The sequence below is a fragment of the Nocardia sp. NPDC052112 genome (assembly GCF_040680135.1).
Taxonomy (GTDB): Bacteria; Actinomycetota; Actinomycetes; order Mycobacteriales; family Mycobacteriaceae; genus Nocardia.
This window is the reverse complement of record NZ_JBFAWD010000062.1, coordinates 1-5,883: the sequence shown is the minus strand read 5'-3', so window position 1 is coordinate 5,883 and position 5,883 is coordinate 1. Positions and strand designations below refer to the sequence as shown.

Here is a 5,883-nt window from a genome sequence, read left to right as displayed (position 1 = left end):
GCCCAACACCCCGATTGCCGTCACCCCCACGGAGCGAGTCTTACGCGCGAGGTTCGCGGCCCGTCTCGTGTCCGAGTCGTCGAAGCGTATGCGACGAAGTCGCGAGTCTCGACGGCTCGGACACGAGACAGCAGGGGGCCGCGAACCCGCAGCGCCGCAGGCGCTGCAAGATAAACACAGTGTTGTATGACGAAGGTGGAGCGGGAGTGCCGATCCTGCTGCTGCACGGACTGATGGGCAGTGCCCGCACCTGGCGCGATCAGCTGGGCTGGCTGCGGGAGTTCGGCCATGTCTACACCTTCGATGCCGCTGGTCACGGTCGTCCCGCGCCCGTGGAATTGACCACCGAGGCCTTCATCGACGACCTCGCCGCGGCGACGGCCGAAATTTCCGAACCCATGGTGGTCATCGGACATTCGATGGGCGGCCTGCACGGCTGGGTGTTCGCCGCGCAGTACCCGGAGCGGGTGCGGGCGCTGGTGGTCGAGGATATCGCCCCCGACTTCCGTGGCCGCACCGCCGCGAACTGGGCGGCCATGATCGAGGCCTGGCCGCAGCCGTTTCCGGATGCGGACGCGGTGCTGGATTTCTTCGGCCCGGTCGCCGGACGGTATTTCCTCGATTCCTTCGACCACGGCCCCGACGGCTACCGCCTGCACGGTTCGGTCGCGACGTTCCGCGATATTTCCGAGGAGTGGGGCACCCGCGACTTCTGGGCGCAATGGCGCGCGGTCGAGGCCCCCGCGCTCTTGATCGAAGGCGAATTCACCATCACCCCCGAGGGCCAGATGCGGCAGATGGCCGCCGTCCACGCCGACGCGGTCCACGTCCGCATCCCGGACGCGGGCCACCTGGTGCACGACGACCAGCCCGAGCGCTACCGCACCGAGGTCGAGGCCTTCCTCGGCAAGGTCCTCGACGACCCCGCATGAGGTGCTAGCCCTCGCCTGCCAGGGCGAACAGTCCGTCCGAGGTTTGTTCGACGAGCCCGTCGACGAGCAGGGAATCCAAAGCGCGGTCGCGTTGGCCGGGATCGCGGGTCCAGGCCAGGTCCAAGCGGATCCGCTCGACCGGACCGGTGGCGTCGCGCAACACATCGAGCAGCCGCCCGCGCGCCTGACGATCGGTGCCCTCGTACTTCTGTGTCTTGCGAACCACATCGGAGACCGGCCTGCCCGCCGCGATCCAGGCGCATTCCGGCAGCGGACAGCGCGCGCAGTCCGGCGTGCGGGCCGTGCACACCGTCGCGCCGAGTTCCATCAGTGCGGCGGAAAACATTGCGGCATGGTCGATTCGGCGCGGCAGCAGCGCTTCGGTCTCGGGCAGGTCGCGTGTGGACGGATTACCCGCCTCCGCGCGCCCGTGCACCGCCCGTGCCACTACCCGGCGGACATTGGTGTCCACCACCGGAACCCGCTGTCCGTAGGCGAAACAGGCCACCGCACGCGCGGTATACGCGCCGATACCCGGCAGCCCGAGCAGCACATCGACATCGGTCGGCACCTCGTCGCCGTGTTCTGCGGCGAGCACCTTGGCGCATTCGTGCAGCCGCAATGCCCGCCGCGGATAGCCGAGCTTGCCCCAGGCGCGCAACACCTCGGCCTGCGATGAGGCCGCCATGGCGGAGGGGACCGGCCAGCGCGCGACCCACTCCCGCCAGATCGGCTCGACCCGCACCACCGGCGTCTGCTGCAGCATGATTTCGCTCATCAGAATCTGCCAGGCGGTGACGTCCTTGCGCCGCCACGGCAGATCCCGCGCGGTCTCCCGGTACCAGTCCAGCAACGATTCGGCATCCACCCGGTTGGTACCCGTGTTGATCTTGGGATTTCCGCCTGCACGCTGTTGCGCTGCGCCGCGTTCCGACACTGCCCTCACCGTTCCTATTGTCGCGCGGCCGGTCGATATTTGCCGAGCCGTAACGAAACGGACTCGCTGGTAACCACTGCGATGTGCACAATGGTCGGTATGCCGGATTCCAACCCGATCAGCGCCTGGAAATCCCTTCGCGAGGGCAATGAACGCTTCGTGAATGGCACGCTGTTGCATCCTAGTCAGGGCGCGGCCGACCGGGCCAAGCTCGTCAGCGGCCAGCACCCGCACGCGATCCTGTTCGGCTGCGGTGACTCCCGCGTGGCGGCCGAGCTGATCTTCGACCAGGGCCTCGGCGATATGTTCGTTGTGCGCACGGCGGGCCATGTGGTGGACAGCTCGGTGCTCGGCTCGATCGAGTACGGGGTGCAGGTATTGAATGTGCCGCTGATCGTGGTGCTCGGGCACGACAGCTGCGGTGCGGTGAAGGCCACCATCGACGCGCTGGACGGCGGCGAAGTGCCCGGCGGATTCATCCGCAGTGTGGTCGAGCGGGTCACGCCGTCGATTCTGATCGGGCGCCGGGAGGGGCTGTCCACCGTCGACGAGATGGAGGCCAGGCATGTGGTGGAGACCAGCCGATTGCTCATGCAGCGCTCGATGATCATTTCGCAGCGTGTTGCGACGGGTGAGTGCGCGATCGCTTGTGTCACATACAAACTGGCCGAGGGCGAGGTGAAACTGCAGCGCGTCGTCGGCAATATCGGTGAGCTGGCCTGAAACGGCCGATCCGAGAGATCCGACGTGGGAGCGGAATTTACCTGCACCGCGAGCGTTTTCCGATCCGACACGCCGGGGTCCTGAGTCGCTGCACCGGATCGTGCCCTTACCGTTGACTCCGTGCTGGAACCGACTGGACCGCTGCCTCCGGAGATCTATTGGCGACGCCGCGCGCTCGCCATCGGCCTCCTGGTCGTTGCGCTCGCACTGGTGATCTGGTTGGTATTGACGGTCACGCGCGGCGGCGATTCGCCCGGTACGACAAAGGCGGCCGAGACGAGTTCCGCACCGGCGACGAATAAGCCCGCGGGCGCGTCCTCCTCGACGCCGCCGCCGACCACCGGCGAAGCCGGTGCCAAGCCCTCCGGCACTACCGCCGCGGCGGCCAGCGGCACTCAGGTCGCCGCGGGTACCTGCCCGGATCAGTCGCTCGCGGTCAAGGTGACCGTCGAACAGCCGACCTACAAGACCGGTGAGACTCCGGTATTCGGCATCGTGATCACCAATATCTCGTCCACGGCCTGTTCCCGCGATGTCGGTTCCGGACTCCAGCAGGTCTCGGTGACCACCCTCGACGGCCAGCGCCGCCTGTGGTCGAGCACCGACTGCTACCCGGACGGCGCCCCCGATGTCCGCACCCTGAACCGCGGCGAACAGGCCGCCTTCATGGTCACCTGGTCCGGCTCGACGTCCCAACCCAACTGCGCGGGCGACCGCGTCCAGGTCCCACCCGGCGCGTATGCCGTTGTCGCCCAACTTGGCTCACTACGCAGCGCCGCCGAACCCTTCAACATCGCCTGATCCGAACCGCGGTTTGTGTGATTGCCGCTGATCGCTCGGGTTGTGCGACAGCCGATATCGGGTCAGAAGTCGGGGGCGGTTTCGGTGGCTGCGGTGCGTTGTCTGCGGAGACCGGCGAGCCGGATGGCCGACTTGACGTCGGACACCTCGTGAATCTTCATGCCGCTCTTGGTTCGTGCCAAACCGGGTGGCACCAGGGCGGTGGTGAAGCCGAGGCGTTCGGCCTCGGTGAGTCGACGCTCGAGGCCGGTGACCCGACGCACCTCACCCGCCAATCCGACCTCGCCGAGAATGACCCAGCCGACGGGGAGCGCCTGGTCGCGCTCGGCACTCGCGATGGCAAGTGCCACAGCGAGATCCGCGGCGGGCTCCAGCAACCGCATGCCGCCCACGGTCGCGGCGTAGACGTCGTGCTTGCCGAGGAACACCCGCCCGCGGCTCTGAAGTACGGCGAGCACCATCGCGACCCGGTTGTAGTCCAGTCCGCTCACCGCCCGCCGCGGATTCGGGATCTCGGTGTGCACGGTCAGCCCCTGCACCTCGGCGACCAGCGGCCGTTTACCGTCCATCGCCACCGTGACCGCGGTACCCGATACCGAATCGGTGCGATGATGCAGGAACAACCCGGACGGATCGGTGACGCACGAGATCCCGTCGTCGTGCAATTCGAAGCAGCCGACCTCGTCGGAGCTGCCGAAGCGGTTCTTTATGCCGCGCACCATGCGCAGTGTGGAGTTCTTATCGCCCTCGAACTGCAGCACCACATCCACCAGATGCTCGAGGGTGCGCGGGCCAGCGACATTGCCGTCCTTGGTGACATGTCCGACCAGCAGCACCGCGATCCCACTCGCCTTGGCCAGTGACGTGAGCGCCGCCGCCACCGCGCGCACCTGGGTGACGCCGCCGATGGTGCCGTCCACCTCCGGGACGAGCATGGTCTGCACCGAGTCGACCACCAGCAGTGTCGGGCGCACCTGTTCGACATGGCCGAGCACGATCGACAGATCCGATTCCGCTGCGAGATAGACCCTTTCGTGCACCGCATTGGTCCGGTCGGCGCGCAGCCGAACCTGTCCGGCCGATTCCTCGGCGGTGACATACAGCGACTTCTCGTCGCGCTGGGTGGCCCACCGATGGGCGACCTCCAAGAGCAGCGTCGACTTGCCGACGCCGGGCTCACCGGAGAGCAGGACGACCGATCCGGGCACGATGCCCCCGCCGAGCACCCGGTCGAGCTCATCGACACCGGTCGGCCTGGCCTTGGTGACCTTGGAATCGATATGCGAAATGGGCGCGGCCGCGGTGCTCGGCAGCATGGCCTTGCGTCCGACCGGCGATGCTGCGGTCGCCGCGGATCCGGCTACCTCGTCGACGGTGCCCCATGCGCCGCAGTCCGGGCATTTGCCCACCCACTTGGCGACCTCGTACCGGCATTCGGAGCATCGGAAGATCGACTTGGTCTTTGCCACATCCGCACCTTACGTACCACCCCCGACATGCGGGCTCGACAGCTACGAAAACGGCTGCCGCGCATCTGCGCGACAGCCGTACGTTGCCCAGTGGGCGGTCAGCGGATCAGTGTCCGCCCTTGTGCTCGCTCTCGGTTGCGGCGGTCTGGCCCTCGTGCCGTTCGGTCACCGCACCCGCGTCGACCGGGACCTGCACGGTTACGGTGCCGTTCTGCTTGAAGTTGAACGTCACCGGGTAGGTGAGGCCCGGGGTGATGTCCTTGGTCAGACCGGTGATCTCGATCAGGCCCGGCTTCTGCTCCGGATTGACAGTGGTCTTGTCACCGGCCGGAGCGGCGCTGGTGGTCGGCGTGGCGGTGCCGCTCGGCGTCGCACCGTGCTGGTCGGACTTGGCGGCGGTGACGTCGGTCGCCGAGGTCGCCGCGACGACGGTCTGCTGCGGGGCGATCCGGAAGGCCGGGTCACCCGCGGGCGGGGTGATCTTCACCGTGCCGAGGTCGGTGGAGATGCTGGTCAGCTCGTCGGTGACGGTCTCGCCATTGTTGACGACCGACAGCGCGATGATCGCCTTGCCGCCCTTGGCGTTGGTGTACTCGGTGCCGCCGGCCGGGTAGACGATGTGCACATTGCGCAGCGAGATCCGGTCGATATCGGCGTGATTGCCGTTGACCGCGGCGACCTGGGTCGCGGTCTGCGACACCTGGCCTGCACCGCAGCCGGAGAGCACGAGCGCCGCTCCGGCGGCGAGCGCGGCAACCGAAACCATGCGACGACGCGCCCCTGTCGAGGCGGTCACAGCTTTCAGGGCAGTCACGGGTTGTCCTCCATGTCGACCGGGCTCACTCCGCTGAGGAGAGTAATAACTAGGCAGCGTAGTAGTAGCCTCCGCGGGCTGGACGCCGGGGCTGTGTCTAATTTGCAGCGCCTGCGGCGCTGCGGGTTCGCGGCCCCCTGCTGTCTCGCGTCCGAGCCGTCGAGACTCGCGACTTCGTCGCATGCGCTTCGACGACTCGGACGCGAG

At 67.5% G+C, this 5,883-nt stretch carries 6 protein-coding genes; 3 read left to right on the top strand and 3 right to left on the bottom strand.

The genetic code is table 11. The features are described from left to right. Window positions 1-179 precede the first annotated feature (179 nt). Entirely contained in the window at window positions 180-932 is a 753-nt protein-coding gene (locus AB0L58_RS42795; RefSeq protein WP_364397421.1) for an alpha/beta hydrolase, read from the top strand. Between the two features lie 4 nt (window positions 933-936). Here AB0L58_RS42795 and AB0L58_RS42790 read toward each other — a convergent pair whose 3' ends face one another. Further along, window positions 937-1,800, bottom strand: a complete 864-nt coding sequence (locus tag AB0L58_RS42790) for an A/G-specific adenine glycosylase (RefSeq protein WP_364397424.1) — start codon at window positions 1,798-1,800, stop codon at window positions 937-939. A gap of 168 nt (window positions 1,801-1,968) precedes the next feature. Here AB0L58_RS42790 and AB0L58_RS42785 point away from each other — a divergent pair, with 168 nt between their 5' ends. Together AB0L58_RS42785 and AB0L58_RS42780 are read left to right on the top strand one after the other, a co-directional pair. Beyond that, window positions 1,969-2,592 carry a carbonic anhydrase gene (locus AB0L58_RS42785; protein ID WP_364397418.1) on the top strand — a complete coding sequence of 208 codons (624 nt, stop codon included), beginning with the start codon at window positions 1,969-1,971 and terminating at the stop codon, window positions 2,590-2,592. 120 nt (window positions 2,593-2,712) lie between these two features. Then, on the top strand, window positions 2,713-3,393 hold the full coding sequence (locus AB0L58_RS42780) for a hypothetical protein (protein ID WP_364397415.1): 681 nt from the start codon (window positions 2,713-2,715) through the stop codon (window positions 3,391-3,393). A gap of 62 nt (window positions 3,394-3,455) precedes the next feature. Here the strand turns inward: AB0L58_RS42780 and radA are convergent, their stop codons facing one another. Beyond that, window positions 3,456-4,862: a DNA repair protein RadA gene (gene radA / locus AB0L58_RS42775; protein ID WP_364397412.1), complete on the bottom strand. Its 1,407-nt coding sequence runs from the start codon at window positions 4,860-4,862 to the stop codon at window positions 3,456-3,458. 106 nt (window positions 4,863-4,968) lie between these two features. Next, on the bottom strand, window positions 4,969-5,676 hold the full coding sequence (locus AB0L58_RS42770; RefSeq protein WP_364397409.1) for a hypothetical protein: 708 nt from the start codon (window positions 5,674-5,676) through the stop codon (window positions 4,969-4,971). Window positions 5,677-5,883: the final 207 nt, after the last annotated feature.

Excerpts from the sequence above, each read along its gene's own strand:
- AB0L58_RS42785 (WP_364397418.1), top strand. The coding sequence starts at position 1,969 with ATGCCGGATTCCAACCCGATCAGCGCCTGGAAATCCCTTCGCGAGGGC.